The 16,096-nt window shown below is 45.2% G+C and carries 15 protein-coding genes; 8 read left to right on the forward strand and 7 right to left on the reverse strand.

The features are described from left to right. The first annotated feature begins 7 nt into the window (after positions 1-7). The 3 genes from QZ938_RS14040 (at position 8) to QZ938_RS14050 (ending at position 4,506) form a co-directional block, all read left to right on the forward strand. Positions 8-1,531 carry a glycosyltransferase family 2 protein gene (locus QZ938_RS14040; protein ID WP_293352105.1) on the forward strand — a complete coding sequence of 508 codons (1,524 nt, stop codon included), beginning with the start codon at positions 8-10 and terminating at the stop codon, positions 1,529-1,531. A gap of 763 nt (positions 1,532-2,294) precedes the next feature. Continuing rightward, positions 2,295-3,524 carry a succinate--CoA ligase subunit beta gene (locus tag QZ938_RS14045; RefSeq protein ID WP_293352106.1) on the forward strand — a complete coding sequence of 410 codons (1,230 nt, stop codon included), beginning with the start codon at positions 2,295-2,297 and terminating at the stop codon, positions 3,522-3,524. Positions 3,525-3,609: 85 nt separating this feature from the next. Next, positions 3,610-4,506, forward strand: coding sequence for a CoA-binding protein (locus tag QZ938_RS14050; RefSeq protein ID WP_293339892.1), 897 nt, complete (start codon positions 3,610-3,612; stop codon positions 4,504-4,506). 141 nt (positions 4,507-4,647) lie between these two features. On the opposite strand, the gene QZ938_RS14055 is transcribed toward QZ938_RS14050, so the two are convergent. Continuing rightward, positions 4,648-5,220 (reverse strand): alpha/beta hydrolase, encoded by a 573-nt coding sequence (locus tag QZ938_RS14055; RefSeq protein WP_293148094.1) that lies wholly within the window; start codon positions 5,218-5,220, stop codon positions 4,648-4,650. 415 nt (positions 5,221-5,635) lie between these two features. On the opposite strand from QZ938_RS14055, the gene hpsL reads away from it, so the two are divergent. After that, entirely contained in the window at positions 5,636-7,300 is a 1,665-nt protein-coding gene (gene hpsL, locus QZ938_RS14060; protein ID WP_293352107.1) for a hormogonium polysaccharide biosynthesis protein HpsL, read from the forward strand. Between the two features lie 311 nt (positions 7,301-7,611). On the opposite strand, the gene QZ938_RS14065 is transcribed toward hpsL, so the two are convergent. The 6 genes from QZ938_RS14065 to typA form a co-directional block, all read right to left on the reverse strand. After that, positions 7,612-8,880, reverse strand: coding sequence for a DPP IV N-terminal domain-containing protein (locus QZ938_RS14065; RefSeq protein WP_293352108.1), 1,269 nt, complete (start codon positions 8,878-8,880; stop codon positions 7,612-7,614). Between the two features lie 108 nt (positions 8,881-8,988). Next, complete coding sequence (locus tag QZ938_RS14070) at positions 8,989-9,441, reverse strand: hypothetical protein (RefSeq protein WP_293352109.1); 453 nt, start codon at positions 9,439-9,441, stop codon at positions 8,989-8,991. Then, positions 9,438-10,310, reverse strand: coding sequence for a ParA family protein (locus tag QZ938_RS14075; RefSeq protein WP_293352110.1), 873 nt, complete (start codon positions 10,308-10,310; stop codon positions 9,438-9,440). The genes QZ938_RS14070 and QZ938_RS14075 overlap by 4 nt, the downstream gene beginning before the upstream one ends. Positions 10,311-10,541: 231 nt before the next feature. Beyond that, on the reverse strand, positions 10,542-11,135 hold the full coding sequence (locus QZ938_RS14080; protein ID WP_293148085.1) for a hypothetical protein: 594 nt from the start codon (positions 11,133-11,135) through the stop codon (positions 10,542-10,544). Then, complete coding sequence (locus QZ938_RS14085; protein WP_293352111.1) at positions 11,125-12,276, reverse strand: AAA family ATPase; 1,152 nt, start codon at positions 12,274-12,276, stop codon at positions 11,125-11,127. The genes QZ938_RS14080 and QZ938_RS14085 overlap by 11 nt, the downstream gene beginning before the upstream one ends. Positions 12,277-12,434: 158 nt before the next feature. Then, positions 12,435-14,225 (reverse strand): translational GTPase TypA, encoded by a 1,791-nt coding sequence (gene typA / locus QZ938_RS14090; protein ID WP_293148082.1) that lies wholly within the window; start codon positions 14,223-14,225, stop codon positions 12,435-12,437. A gap of 187 nt (positions 14,226-14,412) precedes the next feature. Here typA and QZ938_RS14095 point away from each other — a divergent pair, with 187 nt between their 5' ends. The 4 genes from QZ938_RS14095 to QZ938_RS14110 are packed head-to-tail and all read left to right on the forward strand — an operon-like array spanning position 14,413 to position 15,839. Then, entirely contained in the window at positions 14,413-14,694 is a 282-nt protein-coding gene (locus QZ938_RS14095) for a type II toxin-antitoxin system RelE/ParE family toxin (RefSeq protein ID WP_293352112.1), read from the forward strand. 50 nt (positions 14,695-14,744) lie between these two features. Next, positions 14,745-15,104, forward strand: a complete 360-nt coding sequence (locus QZ938_RS14100) for a transcriptional regulator (protein ID WP_293352113.1) — start codon at positions 14,745-14,747, stop codon at positions 15,102-15,104. A gap of 50 nt (positions 15,105-15,154) precedes the next feature. Next, positions 15,155-15,502: a type II toxin-antitoxin system RelE/ParE family toxin gene (locus QZ938_RS14105; RefSeq protein WP_293352118.1), complete on the forward strand. Its 348-nt coding sequence runs from the start codon at positions 15,155-15,157 to the stop codon at positions 15,500-15,502. After that, positions 15,486-15,839, forward strand: coding sequence for a transcriptional regulator (locus tag QZ938_RS14110; protein WP_293352114.1), 354 nt, complete (start codon positions 15,486-15,488; stop codon positions 15,837-15,839). The genes QZ938_RS14105 and QZ938_RS14110 overlap by 17 nt, the downstream gene beginning before the upstream one ends. Positions 15,840-16,096: the final 257 nt, after the last annotated feature.

The raw sequence follows: 16,096 nt of genomic DNA on the forward strand, positions 1-16,096 counted from the left end.
GTAACTTATGCAGGAGAGTTCTTGGCCGGAAAACGACGCTCGCAGCGAGCTTAAGTTGGACATCCCCGATCTAGCTCAAGAAGAGCTCAAGAGTTTGACCTCGAACTCCAAGCTCGGCAAAATATTTGCCATACCAGACATTGGCGACAGGGTGTTTGACGCGGAAACTTCATCAGAGCTCCCGGTGGCGGTGTCTGTGCCGGGATCTCCCTCTTTTCCTCAAAATCTGTATCGGGGACGGCGGGGAAAAGCCGCTGCGTTGCTAACTGCAATTTGGGGTGGGACGATCGCCCTACACTTGATTTCTTGGGGTGCGTGGGTAGTGTGGGGTTTGACGGGACTGCTGTGGATGCAAGCATTTCGAGTGTTGTTTGCCCATCCCAACCCCGCACTGCCGCCTCTGGCCGATGAAAATCGAGAGGATTGGCCCTACGTGTCGCTGCTGGTGGCGGCGAAAAATGAGGAAGCGGTGATTGCCCGATTCGTACAATCAATCTGCAATCTAGATTACCCGATCGACCGTTACGAAGTTTGGGCGATCGACGATCGCAGCAGCGACGGCACGGCGCTAGTATTGGAACAGCTAACCAAACAGTACCCGCAGCTCAAAGTATTTAGCAGGGGAGCAAATGCCAGCGGTGGCAAGTCGGGAGCCCTGAATGAAGTTTTGCCGCTGACTCGCGGGGAATTTGTGGGAATATTTGACGCCGACGCGACGGTAACGCCAGATTTGCTGCGCCGGGTGCTGCCGGTGTTCGAGAGAGAAAAGGTAGGGGCGGTGCAAGTCAGAAAAGCGATCGCCAATGCAGCAGTAAATGTGTGGACTCGCGGCCAAGAAGCAGAAATGGCTCTCGATAGTTTTTTCCAACAGCAGCGGATTGCGATCGGCGGCATTGGAGAATTGCGCGGCAACGGCCAATTCATGCGCCGCACTGCCTTAGAAAGCTGTGGCGGCTGGAACGAGGAAACCATTACCGACGACTTGGATTTGACCGTGAGGCTGCACCTAGACCAGTGGGACATTGAATTTCTGGCTTTCCCAGCCGTGTCAGAAGAAGGAGTTACCAACGCTCGCGCCCTGTGGCACCAGCGCAATCGGTGGGCAGAAGGTGGCTATCAGCGTTATCTTGACTACTGGCAGCTAATTTTCCGCAACCGGATGGGAACGGGGAAAACTTGGGATTTATTTGGATTTTGGGTATCTCAATATTTCTTGCCGACAGTAGCGCTCCCTGACTTTTTGATGTCAATTGCCCTGCGCCGGATGCCGATCGCCAGTCCCATAACTGTAATGACTCTTACCTTGTCAGTGGTGGGAATGTTTGTCGGTTTGCGCCGCACTCGCAAAGAGACTAAATTTGACATTAAAAGAGTTTTTGTCACCTTGCTGCAAACGCTGCGGGGTACTGTGTATATGTTGCACTGGCTGCTGGTAGGGATTGTGACGGCTCGGATTTCGGTGCGTCCCAAGCGGCTGAAATGGGTTAAAACTGTCCATCAAGGCACTGCTAAGTTGACAGTTGACAGTTGACAGTTGACAGTTGACAGTTGACAGTTGACAGTTGACAGTTGACAGTTGACAGAAGGAAGGAGTCAGTTGAGAGTTGAGAGTTGGCAGTTGGCAGTTGTCAGAAGGAAGGAGTCATTAGTCATTATTTATTTGGAAGGAGTTATTTGTTATCCGGAAAAAAGGATAAAATACACGTGACAAGCTTGAAAGCAAGTCGTATTTAATGCTTGATTAGATTAATTTAATTGGAATCAATTGATAATTAGCTCCCAGAAATATCTAGAAACAGTATTGCCAAAACTCCGAAGAAAAAACAACTATAGCGGTTCTCAAGCGTGGTGAAGTATGCCCTATACCCCATGCCCTATGCCCATGAGTACCTCATATGAGAGCTTGAAAGGCTATACTAACCATCTCCCTACTCTGTCCCGCCCGAGCCAGTCAAATCTGGCAATTGTCGATCGCAAAAAAAAGTACAAACACAGCATAGGCAATAAGTGATATAGCCTTTATCAAAAAGATGAGGTACTCATGGGGATAGGGCATAGGGCATAGGGCATAGGGCATAGGGCATAGGGCATAGGGCATACCTCACTTTTCTGAGAAGCGCTATATGCCAGCAATACCAAATAAGTAATCGGCAATATAAAAGTTGAGAATCAAAAGATAAAAGCCATAAATTTTAACTTTCAACTTGACATAAAGCCAATTATTATCTATTAATAATGAATCGCCAAAAACGACGAATTGCTTGTTGCCAAATACCCGTCACCCGTTATTAAAAATGGATTTGTTAGAGTACCAAGCCAAATCTTTATTTCGTCAGATGGCAATTCCGATTTTGCCGTCGCAGCGGATTGACAAACCCGCCGACCTCAAAGGGCTGAAAATTCCTTACCCAGTTGTACTGAAGTCGCAAGTGCGGGCTGGGGGACGAGGCCGGGCGGGTGGCATTAAATTTGTGGAAAATACGATCGACGCAGTTGCTGCGGCTCAAACAATTTTTAATTTGCCGATCGAGGATGAATATCCGCAAGTCCTGTTAGCAGAAGCAAAGTACAACGCTGACCAAGAATTGTACTTAGCCGTACTCCTAGACCCGATCGCCCGCCGCCCGGTACTTCTGGGTTCCAGACAAGGAGGTATGGATGTCGAAGGGTCGATCGACCAAATGCAGCAAGTTGCCGTAGATCAGGAATTTTCGCCTTTCTACGCGAGGCGTCTGATGTTGAAAATGGGATTGCAAGGAGATTTGATTCAATCGGTGAGTACAATTGTCGAGAAAATGTATCGGTTGTTTGTCCAAAAGGATTTAGATTTAGTAGAAATCAATCCTCTCGGCATCAGTCCAACAGGAGAGTTAATGGCTTTAGACGGTAAAGTCAGCGCCAACGACGATGCCTTGGGGCGGCATCCAGACTTGGCACTACTCTCGGGTAAAAAGCAAAGCAGCGGGTTGGGAGGGGACAGCAGAAGTGCCTATGGGGGCGATCGCCGGAATTCCAACTCAAAGTCGCAGCAGTCGCCGTCGCAGTTTGACTCCAAACCTCAATCCCCAATCTCGAATTCCGCATCTCTGGAATTAGTGGAACTAGAGGGGAATGTCGGGATTTTGTGCAACGGAGTGGGCCTGACAATGGCAACTCTGGATGCTGTAGCTCACCAACGAGGAAAACCGGCTAATTTTGTCAACCTGGGTTCTTTAGATCGTTACCATGCAGTAAATGCCCTGCGCGAGCGCACCGAGTTGGGTCTGGAGTTGGTCGCTCAGGATAAAAGCGTTAAGGTGATACTTGTAAATATTTTGGACAGTGCTTCCAAGAGCGAGGAAATCATCACCGCCATAGCGGGCTATTTGGAACGAAAAGCTCGCGCCAACCGGCACATTCAAGTTGTGCTGCGCCTGGTAGAGCTCGATGCTGATGCTGTTAAAAAGCGTTTCGGACAGTTGCCCGTGCAGCTAGCTAGCACTTTAGATGAAGCTGCGGCTCAAGCTGTATCATCTGCCAAGTAGCGACAGTCGATCGGCAAAACGAGAACTCTGGACAAAATTATGAAAGCCTTCTGCTTTTGAAAGATTGAGTGTTAACTAGGAAAAAATGAATTTAACTCCTGAAAGCAAAGTCCTAGTACAGGGCATTACAGAATCTCCCGCCTCAACCCGCGCCGCCCTGATGATGAAAGCATACGGCACTAATGTAGTCGCCGGTGTCAGTCCCGGTAGGGGAGGGCAGGAGTTGGAGGGAATTCCTATTTTTGATTTGGTAGAAGAAGCTGTGGCGGCAGTGGGTCATGTTGACACTACGGTAATTTTGGTAGACGCTTACTGGGTGCTGGATGCGGCTCTAGAAGCGATCGCGGCAGGAATTCGGCAAATCGCGATCGTCACTGAGGGAGTGCCTCCTCTGGATATGGTGCGCTTAGTCAGAAAGGCAGAGGCCACGGAAACTTTAGTGATCGGGCCCAACAGTCCGGGAATTATTGTCCCTGACAAACTGCTGCTGGGAACTCACCCCAAGGAATTCTACACTCCCGGCTCGATCGGGGTAATCAGCCGCAGCAGCACTTTGACTTACGAAGTTGCTCTCGAATTGACTGAGGCTGGTTTGGGACAGTCGATGGCGGTTTGTATTGGCTGCGACGCGATTGTGGGTTCTTCTTTTATGCAGTGGCTGCAACTTTTGGACGAAGATGACAGTACGGAGGCGATGGTTTTGATTGGGGAAGTTGGCGGTTGGAGCGAACAAGCTGCTGCTTCTTACATCGCTTCGGCGATCGACAAACCTGTGGTTGCTTATTTGGCAGGCCGCTACGCTCCCAAGGGCCCGTCCTTGGGCCATGCCGGCATCCTGATCAGTTCTCGCGCTGCTGCCCAGAAAGCCTTTGGTGTTACGGTAGAGAACAAAATGGCTGCTTTTGAAGAGGCGGAAATACCCGTAGCTGCTCGGCCTTCGGAGGTTCCCAAATTGCTCAAAAAGTTGCTCAAGAAACATTAATTGCATCTTGGTTTGTAGTGAGGACTTTAGTCCGCAAAAAAAGTCTGAGGACTTTAGTCCTCACTACAAACTTCTTGGTTTGTAGTGAGGACTTTAGTCCGCAAAAAAAGTCTGAGGACTTTAGTCCTCACTACAAACCTGCTATTTTGTCGGAGTTTTATTCGTTGTGTCGCCCTTGGAATCTTGCAGCAGGGTGCTCAGATTTCCAGCCAAACCCTGAATTTTCCCAACAGTCGCAGCAATGGTGGCAACATCTACGTAAACCTCCGGCAGAGGATACTTTTTCAAAATTTCCAGCAGCGACACCTTACCATCGTCGCCGGCTGCCAGAATCAGCGCAGCCCGCATGGCTTTGCCACCTTCTGTGCGGCGCTGAGTCCGAATTGCCTGACCGATTTCGTCAGTAATTTTTTCGCCTGGAGTGCTGTAAACTACCCGGGCGAGATTAGCTGGCTTTAAACCGATTTGTAAACCCATTAACCCCTGGAGTGTTTTTGGATCCATTTTGGAGAACCCGATAATTTGTTTGAGGGTTGGCGTCGTCGTGCCATCTTTAGCAAAGTCTTCCAAGTCGCTGATATTGACGGTTTGCCTGATCGGGCCAAAGGTGAGCACAACTTTTTCGGCCCCGAATGCTCTGCTGCCAGACAATACGCTGGCACTTGTTCCTAAAACTAGGGCAATGCCGATCGATACAAATTTGTTTAACTTCATATTGAGTTTCTGCGATCGATTTGAGCGATCGATTAAAATTATTTTTTCGAGATTTGTACATTATAGATGCAGCAGTTATATTCTACAAGGTCGCGAGTGTAAGTTATTCCCCCCCTCGCACCAAGCATCTTGACCCAGATTTTTTCGCCCTCTGGACTTCAAGAATAACTAACCACATCTACCGCAATATTTTTTCTGATATACATTCTGCCTTCTACATTCTGCATAAGATCCCCTTCTACTTCCGAGTGCCTTCTGCCTTCTACATATAGCCTTTCTCAAAAAAAGTGAGGTATGCCCGCTAGTCTTATGCCCTATGCCCCATGCCCCATGCCCTATGCCCCATCCCTCCGCTTCGCTTCGCCCATGAGTACCTCATCTTTCTGAGAAAGGCTATAAGTGTCTTTTAGAAGTTATGTTTAAAACCAAGCGCAAATCTAAGAAGTCCAAACAAAAGCCCAGCGAAAAAACAACAACGCCCAGCAAAAAAGAAGTAGCGGCACAAAAACGCAAAACTTCACAAAAACGCAATGAATTAGTGCAGAGGATCGTCATAAGCTGCTTAATCAGTGTTGCTGTCAGCATCGCCCTGTTGTTCGTGGTTCGCGCTAAGATTGCTATTGCCGGAGGCGCCGCCGTAGCCATTTTGCTACTTTCCTACAAATACCCCCGTCAAGCTTTCTGGGCTTTTTTTATTTACCTGCCTCTCAGCGGTACTGTCACCTACGCAATTGGCGGCGGGAATGCTGCATTTCAAGTAGCCAAAGATGCTTTCTACATACCAGCCCTCATCGCCCTCATTCAAAGCTGCAAAAAGAAACAGTTGCCTTTGTTCATTCCCAAACAAATGCTTTCAACCTTCAGCATCCTGTTGATGATGGCAATGCTGACTTTAATTTTTGTCAACGGGGAGATGCAGCTCAACCCGATGAAGGGCGACAAACCAATTCTACAAGGAATTCTCGGCTTAAAAGTATTGATAGGTTACATACCGCTGATTGCTTGTACCTATTATCTGCTCCGCACCAAGAAGGATTTGGTGTTTTTTGGTAGAATGCACGTAGTTTTGGCGATCGTTTGCTGCGTTCTCGGTTTGATTCAGTACCTCTTGCTGCAAAGTGGAAAATGCGCGGGTACCCGAGGCATGACTGGAGAAGAATTATATAAAGCAACTCTGCAAGCTAGATGTTTTGTCGGCGGTTCTTTAGTATTCAGTCCAGAAGTCAAGTTTATCCGCTTACCGGGAACATTTGTGGCGCCTTGGCAGTGGGCGTGGTTTTTAATTGCTAATGCTTTCTTAACCTTTGCCTCTGCCTTTTGTGACCCTTCCTTCTGGTGGAGAGTTATTGGTTTATTTGGCATGGCATTAGTATTTGCCAATGCAGTTATTTCCGGTCAAAGAGCTGCTTTAGTTATGGTTCCAGTTGCCACGGTAATCCTGCTAATTCTTACAGGTCAATTAGTTAATTTAAAAAGATTTATTCCTGTCGGTGCAGGACTGGCGATTCTGCTATTTGTGGGTGCGGCAGTTAACCCAGGAATTATCGAGCAGCGGTGGGAGAGTTTTGTTAACCGCTGGAATGCTGCACCGCCCCAGCAGTTTTTCTTGAATCAGTTGGAGCAGAGCAACAATTTTATCATTGATAGACCTCTCGGCAGAGGTGTGGGACGAGCGACTAATTCAACGCGAATATTTGGCACCACGCAGCTCATTGAAACTTTCCATCCTAAGTTGATTTACGAACTCGGTTATCCGGGAATGATTGCTTTTCAGATCATGCTTTTACACTTAGCTTTTTTAAGTTTTAGAGCGTACCGTTCTGTCAAGGACAAAAGTTTGCGGAGTTACGGAGCTAGTTTTTGGGTATTTGTAGGATTTATTACGATCAATCCTCAATACTATCCGCTGGATGTAGATCCAGTGTCTGTCTATTACTGGGTTTTGGCTGGGGCGATTTTAAAGTTGCCCAAAATTGACAAACAGGTGCAGGATGAGAAACACCAGGAACTTGAGGGACATGAATTGGAAGTTCACCAGCAATTTAAGGAGAAAAAGATTATTGCATCGGCTCCAATTTGACAAAAAAGGTACGTTGTTGCGCTTCAGCCCTCTTTTCAAGAATCAACAAGAGCTCTTTCATTGCAACTACATACCTAAGAATTAACCCAAAGGTACGTTGTTGCGCTTTAGCGCTCTTTCCGAGAATCAACAAGAGCGCTGAAGCGCAACTACATACCTAAGAATTAACCCCAATTTTATCCAAAGGTACGTTGTTGCGCTTCAGCGCTCTTTTCAAGAATCAATTAAGAGCGCTGAAGCGCAACTACATACCTAAAGATTAACGCCAAATTTATGCGAGTTGTGTAAAGGATAGGATATAAATCGTAAATTTACTGTGGTTTCCAAACTGGGTTCCCAGCATTTAAATCCTTGTCGCTGGTCAATTTGTTTAATCCCGAACCGTCGCGATTAATTACATACAAATTGCTTTTATCACCTGCGAGTTCATTAAAAATAAAAGCAATTTGCTGACTGTCATAAGACCAAGCCAATTCAGAAATTCCTGACATTCCTAGGCGGGGAGCTAGTTGATTTAGCTGGGAAGTTTCCGCATTTATTGTGTATAATTTTTGCTGGTTGAAGTCTCCGGTAGCAAAGGCGATAAGTTTGCCATCCGGCGACCAGGAAAGTGCATCGTAGTTTTGGGGTTTTTGGGTGAGGTTTTTGGCGGTTCCGCTGTTAATGTCGATCGCCCAAATATCCTGCTCTTCCCCGCTCAAATCGCCAGCTTTCCCCTGATAGCAAGCAATCCGGCTACTGTCGGGCGACCAAAATAGCTTGACGTTGTAGACTTGATGTTGCGGGTTGTCAGTCAAATTTCTGAGGTTGGTGCCGTCGGCATTAATCGTGTAAACTTGCTGTTGGGGATAGTTACCGGATAAAAAAGCGATTTTTGTGCGATCGGGCGACCAGACAAGTTCGCTACCGCCGGATGTATACTCGCCGGGACTTTGAGTTAATTTAGTCATGCCGGAACCGTCAGCATTCATTTTGTAGATATTTTTATCCTTGACAAATGCTACCTGCTGACCGTCTGGAGAAAGATAGAAATTAGAGGAAATTTCTGTTTTAGTCTGTTGTCCTCCTACTTCCAAATTCCTAACTAATTTAGTTCCTTTAATACCCGAAGTATCGCTCAAAAAAAGAGATTGACTGCCGGGAGCGTCGGAGGTAAAACCGTCACAAGAACGGGCAAAAACAAGTTTCTGGCTGTTGGAAAACCAAACTATTTCAAAATTAGCTGCTTTGCAAAATTCGCCTGCAAACTGTTTAGTTAGCCCAGAACCATCAGCGTTGACTGTATAGATATCGGTATCGCCGCTAACGAAAGCCAGTCGATCGCCCTTGGGCGACCAAGCTAAGGTATAGCTAACATCTATTTTTGGTGCAAGTTCCCGGCGTGCCAAACTGGTAGCGTTGACGGTAAATAAACTGTTTCTGACCTCGCTGCCGCGCTGTTGGAGAGCTGTAAACGCCAGTATGCTTGGTTTTTGGACTGCGGTTGTCCCAGGGCCCTGAAGGCTGGAAAGCAAGGTAATTGCGAGTGTTAGGGCGATAAGGGCGATCGAACTAAACCGCAATAATTTATGCAAACGCATTTTGTTAGTTTATCCTCTTGACCATGAAAAGTGGGAAGCAAAAAAGACAGCTCGAATTTTCGCCATAAACTATTAACTGTCAACTGTCAACTGTCAACTGTCAACTGTTTAAAGTGTTTGGCGATCGATATGTCGCGACAGCATCAAACTCTGCTTAATTCTACCAATAATTAGCTCGAACATTTTTTTGCGAGACGGATTCTTGCTGCTGGGCGGCATTCCTAACTCGCAACACATCAAATTCAAATCAGCCGCACTCATAGCCGACAATTTTTGCCTCACCTCTAATTCATGACCCTTCTTAGCTTGCAAACGCAGTTCTTCATAAACTTCGAGAACATTGTCAGTAGATAAAGTAGCAGGTTTCTCAACATCAGCAACAGCAACAGCAGGAAATTCAGAAGTTTTAGAACCAGCAGAAAGCCCTCCCCGCTTGACTTGAGCCTCAATCCTGGTTAATTTTTTAGAAACCTCGCGCAAGATGACCTTAAGTTCGCCAATTTCATCAAGCACCCCCCCAGTTTCTGAATCGCCAGCAGGCAAAATATCTTTTTTAATCATTTCAGATACTCCTCACACTCGCGCCAAAGTAGCTCAAACTCTCTAACTAATTCTCGCGGCAATTCTCCCTCATTAATTGCCCGCTTTAGTCCAACACTTTCCCGAATCGTCGATTCTAAAAATCTCACTTCTATGTTATTGTCTTTTGAGATTTCAGCGCAAAGTCTCTTGACTTCTCTCATGTAAAACTGAACTTCATTTGTCAGCAATCCTCCATAGATTTTAGCTTTATTCATAAACACGGCAATCTTGGGAAACGGGTAAGGTTCAATCCGTTTTTGGAGCGAGTTTAAAACTAAACTCAATCCCCGAGAACCAAAATAATCTGGGTTGACGGGAATCAGTATTAAGTCGCAGGAAGATAGTACGCTGTAGGTGAGGAGACTGAAGGAAGGCGAACAGTCAAACAGCATCAAATCGTATTGGGGGAGATTGGGAGAGTTAGCGATTTTGCCGCTAAACTGGCGGATGAAGTCTTTAACACTTTTCCCCTCAAATCCATCGAGGTCTAACCAATACAATTCTTCAACTGAAGGGATAAAATGCAACTGTTCGTCAACCTGATAAATGGTGTCGAAACCAACGGGAAATTTAAAGTTTTGTCCGGCTTTTTTAAAGACTTCGAGGGCGTCGTAAATTGTGAGTCTGTGTTTGAGAGATTTTTCGTACCACTTACCAAACTTATCATCTAAATGACCCGTATTTTCGTTAAGCCCGATCGCCTCTGTGAGGGACATTTGCGGGTCTAGGTCTAACATCAAGACTTCTAAGTCTGTTCCTTGGGATATAATATTTCCCAGACTCCAGGTGACGGTGGTCTTTCCGACACCGCCTTTGAAGTTGATCACGGCTATGGATTTGGGACTCATGGCTGGGTTTGTTTAGGTTTGGCTCAATTTTTTATTAAAACATATTGTGGAGGTTAGTTGAAAGGGCGATCGCATACTAGGATCGGGATGTAGCAATTAATCTAAAAAGAAGACTTTGATAATATATCATTCACTAAGTAGAACAACCTAAATAAAAAAACTCAGATACTTGACTGCTTTAATAAATCTTGAATCTAACAGAATGTCATGTCACATCAATTAACTAATTCTTTACAACTGTAGTCGTTGCAACTCCCTACACGCATAACGAAGAGAAGGCAAAGCAATGCGATCGACTCCATGAGGACATATTTCTGAAGCCAATATTTTTGCCGACCTTTTAGCTAATTCAATCCTCTCTTTTGTAGTCATTGTTTTATCTTTATAATCAGTAAGTTCATTGCATTCTTGACCTGACATATGACTATTAATATAATAAAACCACGTTTCAATATTTCGGGCTGGGACAAAAATAGCAACTTTCTCGTTAGGCAGTCGCGGATCTTTGTTTAAATTACCTGCTGTTTCGTCTAATGCTATATTTAAACAACGCATTCGCTCTTCCAAGCTATCTTCATCAGCATCAATCATTACTACTACAGCAATATTTCTGTAGTTACGGCTTCTATAACTTTTAATAAGCTGTGGATAATGCTTAACTATCAAAGCATTGTTATTCTTAATTGTTTTTCCTTTAGGATTACCAAAGTCTTTAATTTTGCGATCGTCCAATCCCCGGCAGATCAAATATTCTCTGATAAATCGCTCTTGGTCAATATCTTCACAGAGAATAGTTACTTCGGGTAAATCATCTCTACTCGTCATAAATCCATCCAAGTTCTATAAGCTTAGCAACTGATAAGCCTTCTTCGACCGTATCAGTAATTCGGCGCACGCGAACAGCTTCATTATCTTCTCGTTCAAACCAATAACCTGAATTGCTTGCTAAGTAATTAATTAATGATGGGTGATGAGAAATTAACATTGCTTGTGCTTCATTTTCCAGACAATAGTCCATCACCCTACGCAACCAAGGTTGTATTTCCGGTAAAGCCAGGAAATTTTCTGGTTCATCAATACACAAAGTAAAATTCTCATCAGGAGAACAATATATTAAGGTATATAGAGCAATTAAAGCTTTTTGACCATGTGATAATTCATTAAGCCTATAAGCAGCCTTGCTGGGACGGGTAAAAAATGCTGACAAAATCCTCACATCACCGGATTTAGAATTTTGAAATGAATCAAATCCTGGGATAATCTTTTGTAATTCCAGCGTTAACTTAAATATTTTACCTTGAGATTCTTGAGATAAATAGCTGTACCAAGCTGCATAATTTGACATATCCCAGTTAGGTGAACTTTCCTCCTTAAGGCTTTCTGATTCCATTATATAAGGATTGATCTGTACAATAAAAAAGTTAGAAATCCGTTTTTTGAACCATGTAAGCTTTAGATTGTCAGGTCTCTCGTAAATAAAACCAATGCCAGAACGCGACCCATCAAAGAACGGTACGAAAGCACCTTCGCGATCGGGATCGTCATTATACAACCTAGCTTGGCCTACAGTTATACCTATATCGCCTGGATCAACCCAGAAATTAAACAGAGGTTGTCCGTCAAAAGTTAAGCTTTCTAGTCGCATTCTAGGAGGTGCATAGTCTCTTTGATGTTCGATCTCTAGGGTATATTTATAAATGCCACCATTTCCTTCAATATCCAATTCAAATTTTTGAATGTTGGATTTTTGCCATCTTGTTAAATCCTTGTTGGCAAACAAATCTGATACTTTATAATCTTGCTCGAAAGCTCGATCGCCTAAAATAAATTTCTGTAATTTTCTTAAAACCTCAAAAACGGTAGTTTTGCCCGATCCATTTGAACCCAGAAAGAGATTTAAGCTATCTACTTGCAATTCAAAATTCACCAGGCATCTAAAATTATTTACATAAATTCTCTTCAGCATAATTTTTATTTATAAAAGTTAGGATAACGATAAACTTAAGGATTGATTATAAATACATCTGTTATCCTACAAGACTTTGCACTTACAAGCCCAAGTCGATTATGTACAGTTTGAAGTTGACACTGATGGCTGGCAAAATTGCCAGCCATCAAGTTATTTTACCGTTTGACTAACTTCTTAGAAACCTTCCGCAAGCGAATTGATTTTGGCGTTACTTCCACCAATTCATCCTGACCGATGTATTCTAAAGCGCGTTCCAAACTCATATCGACTGGTGCTTGCAATTGCGCCAACTCTTCACCGCCAGATGCGCGGTGGTTTGTCAACTGCTTCGACTTGCAAATATTCAGCTCCATGTCGTCATCTCGGTTGTTTTCTCCGATAATCATCCCTCTGTAAACCTTGGTTCCGGGGGTAATGAAAAATACGCCGCGGTCTTCAGCATTTTTCAGTGAATAAGTAGTCGCAGTTCCTTCTTCAAAGGAAATCAATACTCCATTGCGACGGGCGACAATTTCTCCACCGAGGGGGCGATAGTCGAGGAAGCTGTGGTTCATAATTCCAGCGCCGCGAGTCAAGCGCATAAACTCGCCTCGGAATCCAATCAAACCGCGAGCGGGGACTGAAAATTCGATTTGGGTGCGACCGGTGCTGCTGACGTGCATATCTTGCATTTCTGCTTTGCGCTGACCGAGGCGTTCGATGCAGCCGCCGACTGCTTCTTCGGGTACGTCTAACACCAAACATTCAAAGGGTTCGCAGGGACGGCCGCCGACTTCGCGGAAGATTACTTGCGGTTGAGATACTTGGAATTCGTATCCTTCGCGGCGCATATTTTCGATCAGGATTCCGAGGTGGAGTTCGCCACGGCCGGATACGAGGAATTTGTCGGGAGAGTCGGTTTCTTCGACGCGCAAGGCGACGTTGGTTTGCAGTTCTCGCATTAGTCGATCGCGAATTTGACGCGATGTTACCAAACTGCCTTCTTGACCGCAGAACGGCGAATCGTTCACAGAGAAAGTCATCTGCAAAGTCGGTTCGTCTACTTTGATTAAAGGTAGAGCTTGCGGGTCGTTGGGACAAGTAATGGTCTCGCCAATATACGCATCAGCAAAACCGGCAACGGCGACTAGATTACCAGCAGAAGATTCTGCGATATCAATCCGCTTCAGGCCTTCAAAGCCCATCAATTTGCTGATTTTTGATTTGACAAGTGCCCCGCTTTCGGTGATCAAGACTGCTTGTTGACCGACTCTAATCGTGCCGTTGTGAATGCGGCCGATGACGATGCGCCCGACGTATTCCGAGTAATCTAAGGTGGTTACTTGCAGTTGCAGCGGCTTGTTGGGATCGCCGACGGGGGGCGGTACGTGGTCGAGGATTTCTTCAAACAGGGGCTTCATATCTACCCCTTCGTCTTCTAGGTGTTTTTTGGCGTAACCGCTTAAGCCGGAACCGAAGAGATAGGGAAATTCGCACTGATCGTCGTCAGCACCTAGTTCTAGGAACAGATCCAAAACTTTATCGACGGCTTTGTGGGGGTCGGCTCGATCGCGATCGATCTTATTCACAAAGACGATCGGGCGCAAGCCTTTTTCTAGGGCTTTTTTGAGCACGAACCGGGTTTGCGGCATCGGGCCTTCATTGGCGTCTACGATCAGCAAACAACCGTCTACCATGCCGAGAACTCGTTCGACTTCTCCGCCGAAGTCCGCGTGTCCGGGGGTATCGACGATGTTGATCAGGGTTTCTTTGTACCGCACGGCGGTATTTTTGGAAAGGATAGTAATGCCGCGCTCGCGCTCGATATCATTGGAGTCCATGACGCAATCTGGGACTTCTTCCCCTTCGCGGAAGACCCCGGACTGTCTGAGAAGAGCGTCCACAAGGGTGGTTTTGCCGTGATCGACGTGAGCAATGATAGCAACGTTGCGAATGGGAAGACTCATAATGCGTCTGGGACGTTAAACGGATTTAACTAAAGATTTCTTAATAATTGTAGCGCATGGAGTCAAGGGGCGATCGGGCGCGACTGTAAGATTGGAGTGCGATCGCGGCTAGAATCAAGATTATGCCCACATTCCGCACCTTCAACTGTCACATACTCTATCTGTAGTATTTACAGAAGGTGGAATTATGGAAGTGCAACCCAAGGAAATTGAGAGTTATAGCCAGCCTGACGGCAGAGTTCCTTTTGAGGAGTGGTTGGAATCTCTCCGCGACTTTAAGGGTAAAGCCAAGATTGTGAAAAGGCTGGAGCGTGTTAGCAATGGAAATTTGGGAGATTGTCGATCGGTTGGCGAAGGTGTCTCGGAATTGAAAATTGACTTTGGCCCGGGCTACAGAGTTTATTTTGGACAAGTAGAAACAACTATAGTGCTTTTGCTGTGTGGTGGAGATAAAAGAAAGGAAAGATGAAGATATTCGCACTGCTAAGAAATATTGGGAAGAATACAGGAGCCAAGAAAATGCGTAAAAGTGTCCCTTACCATCCGTTTAAAATCAAATATCTCAAAGATCCAAATTTTTCTGCTGCTTACATCACAGAGATTTTTGAGGAAGAAGAGGGAGATTTGGAATTAAAAATTATGCGAAAAGCGCTGAGGGATGTATTTGAAGCTCTGGGTGAACCAAATATGTCTGCTGATGATGCTAAATTGCATTTGGAAAAGTTAGATGCTTTGTTGTCGGGAGACGGAATTGCGACAATTTATGGTTTGGCTAGTTGGCTGAAGGCTTTGGGATTGAAGTTAACGGTTGCGGTTGATGCAGGGGATGAGGAAATTTCTGCTAATGTTGCTGAGTTGGCGGAAGTTGGTAATGTTTGATGGTGGCCGATCGCCCATATGATAATAAGCGAGCAAGTGCGATCGCATTTATGGAAGTACAACCCAGAGAAATTAGACGTTATATTACTTCAGACGGTAGAAATCCTTTCGCAGAGTGGCTTAGTTCCCTGCGAAATTTGAAGGCAGTAGTTAAAATTGAGCAAAGGCTCGATCGAGTTCGCTTGGGGAATTTAGGAAACAGCAAGCCTGTTGGGGAAGGAGTCTGGGAATTGAAAATTGACTTTGGGCCGGGGTATCGCGTGTACTTCGGACAAGTTGGGTCAACAATAGTGCTGATTCTCTGTGGTGGAGATAAAAGCACTCAAGAACAAGATATCCGCAAAGCGTATGAGTATTGGAAAGAATATGGAGAACGCAAAAATGCCAACGAGCGATAGTTATCAAGATTATCTGATTGAAGCCCTCAAGGATAAAATACACGCTGCCGCTTATCTAACGGCGCATTTGGAAGACGAAGAGCCTGAACCAGGTTTGCTTGAACTCGCACTTAGCAATGTATTTGAGAGTTTGGGAAAACCAAATATGTCGGCTGATGATGCTAAATTGCATTTGGAAAAGTTAGATGCTTTGCTGTCGCAATCTGGGATTGCAACTATTTATGCTTTGGCTAATTGGCTGAAGGCTTTGGGATTGAAGTTAACGGTTGCGGTTGATGCAGGGGATGAGGAAATTTCTGCTAATGTTGCTGAGTTGGCGGAAGTTGGTAAGGTTTGATGGTGGGCGATCGCCTGTACGATCGCGAGGGGTGCAGCGGCTTGTACGAGCAAATATGTTTGTACGGGCGATCGCATGACCGTAGTCAATATGAGATCGTAACTAATAACTTTAGATGCGATCGTGCGAGATTCGGCGTTGCTGAATCAAGGTATGAATGCTCCAGGAATGGGAATATCGTCAAACTTCAAGTAATGTATTAATAATTTAATAGAATGCTTGAGCATTTCCTCACATTTAGAATAACAAAGAGTCTT

The organism is Microcoleus sp. CAWBG27 (assembly GCF_020883145.1).
Classification (GTDB): domain Bacteria; phylum Cyanobacteriota; class Cyanobacteriia; order Cyanobacteriales; family Microcoleaceae; genus Microcoleus.

Excerpts from the sequence above, each read along its gene's own strand:
- QZ938_RS14040 (WP_293352105.1), top strand. The coding sequence starts at position 8 with ATGCAGGAGAGTTCTTGGCCGGAAAACGACGCTCGCAGCGAGCTTAAG.
- QZ938_RS14045 (WP_293352106.1), top strand. The coding sequence starts at position 2,295 with ATGGATTTGTTAGAGTACCAAGCCAAATCTTTATTTCGTCAGATGGCA.
- QZ938_RS14050 (WP_293339892.1), top strand. The coding sequence starts at position 3,610 with ATGAATTTAACTCCTGAAAGCAAAGTCCTAGTACAGGGCATTACAGAA.
- QZ938_RS14055 (WP_293148094.1), bottom strand. The coding sequence starts at position 5,220 with ATGAAGTTAAACAAATTTGTATCGATCGGCATTGCCCTAGTTTTAGGA.
- hpsL (WP_293352107.1), top strand. The coding sequence starts at position 5,636 with ATGTTTAAAACCAAGCGCAAATCTAAGAAGTCCAAACAAAAGCCCAGC.
- QZ938_RS14065 (WP_293352108.1), bottom strand. The coding sequence starts at position 8,880 with ATGCGTTTGCATAAATTATTGCGGTTTAGTTCGATCGCCCTTATCGCC.
- QZ938_RS14070 (WP_293352109.1), bottom strand. The coding sequence starts at position 9,441 with ATGATTAAAAAAGATATTTTGCCTGCTGGCGATTCAGAAACTGGGGGG.
- QZ938_RS14075 (WP_293352110.1), bottom strand. The coding sequence starts at position 10,310 with ATGAGTCCCAAATCCATAGCCGTGATCAACTTCAAAGGCGGTGTCGGA.
- QZ938_RS14080 (WP_293148085.1), bottom strand. The coding sequence starts at position 11,135 with ATGACGAGTAGAGATGATTTACCCGAAGTAACTATTCTCTGTGAAGAT.
- QZ938_RS14085 (WP_293352111.1), bottom strand. The coding sequence starts at position 12,276 with ATGCTGAAGAGAATTTATGTAAATAATTTTAGATGCCTGGTGAATTTT.
- typA (WP_293148082.1), bottom strand. The coding sequence starts at position 14,225 with ATGAGTCTTCCCATTCGCAACGTTGCTATCATTGCTCACGTCGATCAC.
- QZ938_RS14095 (WP_293352112.1), top strand. The coding sequence starts at position 14,413 with ATGGAAGTGCAACCCAAGGAAATTGAGAGTTATAGCCAGCCTGACGGC.
- QZ938_RS14100 (WP_293352113.1), top strand. The coding sequence starts at position 14,745 with ATGCGTAAAAGTGTCCCTTACCATCCGTTTAAAATCAAATATCTCAAA.
- QZ938_RS14105 (WP_293352118.1), top strand. The coding sequence starts at position 15,155 with ATGGAAGTACAACCCAGAGAAATTAGACGTTATATTACTTCAGACGGT.
- QZ938_RS14110 (WP_293352114.1), top strand. The coding sequence starts at position 15,486 with ATGCCAACGAGCGATAGTTATCAAGATTATCTGATTGAAGCCCTCAAG.